The sequence below is a fragment of the Bacillus sp. AFS001701 genome (genome assembly GCF_002559405.1).
In the GTDB taxonomy this organism is placed as follows: domain Bacteria; phylum Bacillota; class Bacilli; order Bacillales; family Bacillaceae_G; genus Gottfriedia.
This window is the reverse complement of the sequence record NZ_NTZO01000183.1, coordinates 1-2,242: the sequence shown is the minus strand read 5'-3', so window position 1 is coordinate 2,242 and position 2,242 is coordinate 1. Positions and strand designations below refer to the sequence as shown.

Annotated in this window: 1 protein-coding gene; it reads left to right on the top strand. The window is 33.8% G+C overall.

Annotated elements, in window-relative coordinates:
• Positions 1-277 precede the first annotated feature (277 nt).
• A complete protein-coding gene (locus CN514_RS13320) occupies positions 278-2,167 on the top strand; it encodes a S53 family peptidase (protein ID WP_141529374.1) in 1,890 nt (629 codons plus the stop codon).
• Positions 2,168-2,242: the final 75 nt, after the last annotated feature.

Genomic DNA, 2,242 nt, shown 5'->3' with positions numbered 1-2,242 from the left:
TTCTAATTAAGGTTGTTTATACTTTGTTTAGAAAAGGAAAATATTACCAAACACTTTACGGAATTTGTTGAAATTAATGGGGAATTGGAGATTTTTAGCGTTTTATATCGAATAATATTTCTTTTGTAAGACTATTTTGAGAATTATAATCGATACAAGAGAATAAATTTAGTATTTTTGAAATTTAATATGAAAATGAAGGTGTATTAAATGTATTATTCTACTATATTAGTCTTTAATTAAGGAGTTTTACGTACTCAACAAGGAGGAATATGCTTTGAAAAACTGGAAAAAACCATTATTGACTGTAGCAGCGGCAAGTTCTTTATTATTAGTCAATGCACCAACATTTAAAGTAGCCGCACAAGTAAATAAGGAAGTAGCCCAAGGTACAGGGGCTGCTGTGCTAGATGGAACAAATTATTTTGGAGACATGGATCCTAATACTACTTTATCAATCGATTTTGTTTTGAAACTTCAAAACAAAGATGATTTAGAAAAATATATTAAGGAAACAGTTACACCATACTCTCCTCATTATCGAAAATATTTAAGTGTTGATGAATTCAAAGCTAAATATGCACCAAATCCAGCTTACATCCATTCTGTTACGTCTTACCTGCAATCATATGGTATTAAAACTGATGTTCATGCAAATAATTTAACGATTACAGCAACAGGAACAGTTGCTCAATTAAATAAAGCCTTAAGTGTCGATTTAAAATATGCTAGTTTTAAAGGTAAAAGCATTCATGCTACCAAAAAGAACCCAACTTTACCAAAAGTAATTTCAGATAATATTTTATGTATTTTAGGTTTAAATAATTATTCGAATTTAGAATCAAGAGCTGTTAAACAACCAGCAATAATTGATAAGAAGGATGTACCAACTGGTCCACTTAGTTTAACACCGCAAGATTTAAAAAGTCATTATAATGTTAATCCACTTTACAAAAAAGGAGCAACTGGTGCTGGCCAAACAATCGGTATTGTTACATTAGCAGAATTTAATACAGACGATGCTTATAAGTTCTGGGATAATGTAGGTATTCAAACAAAGCCTAATCGTATTAAAGTAAATGAGATAGATGGCGGTTCTGGATGGGATGGCTACGAAGAAACTACTTTAGATGTTCAGCAAGCGGGTGCAATTGCTCCTGATGCAAATATCAATGTGTATGTAGGTCCGAACTCGGATACTGGATTTGTAGATGCATTTTCAAATGCAATTAATGATAATGTAGCTAAACAAATTTCAGTAAGTTGGGGATCAAGTGAATTAAGTATTGATTCATATGTACAACAGCAAATGGAAGCACCAGAGTATGAAGATACATTTAATCAATTATTCATGCAGGCAGCAGCACAAGGGATTTCAATGTTTGCAGCAGCTGGTGATGCAGGTGCTTATGACGAAACTAGAGGTACAGATAAAGTATTTAAACTCACAGTTGATTTCCCGGCAGCAAGTCCGTATATTACTGTAGCGGGTGGAACAACATTACCTTTCCAATTCCACTCTAATTCAACAGGTGTCGATGTCAAAGTAGGGGAAGAACGTGCTTGGGGTTGGGATTATCTAAATGAATATTACAAAGCTAGAAAACTACCAGATGCTAATTTAATTAATGGTGGTGGTGGAGGTTTCAGTACTCATTTTGAAACGCCAGATTACCAAAAAGGTGTTAGTGGTGTTAACCAGTTTTCTGCAGTAGATGAGTTTACTATTTCACCTGATTTATCAAATGTAACATACAAACAACCAACTGTTATTTCAGGACAAGGTACAGGACGTAACCTTCCAGATTTATCAATGGCTGCAGATCCATACACAGGATATTATGTGTATTTAAGTGAACCAGGTAAACCAGGTACAAATTCAGGATATGCTGTATTTGGCGGAACTAGTTTCGTTTCACCTCAATTGAATGGTTTATCGGCGTTAATTAATAGTGCAGATCATACTCAAGTAGGTTTCTGGAATCCACAAATTTACCGTTTTGCACAACAAAGTTCTTCGCCTTTCACACCATTAAATAAAACAGGCGCGCAAAACGATAATTTATTCTATTCTGGTACACTAGGTACGCTTTATAACCAAGCTACAGGACTTGGAATACCTGATGTAGCAAAATTAGCTGATAATTTCAGTACTCCAGAAAAATAAATTTCAATAAGAAAAAGTCGCATATTATTGCGACTTTTTTTGTAGTTATTTGATTGTTGAAACTAACCTATGAAT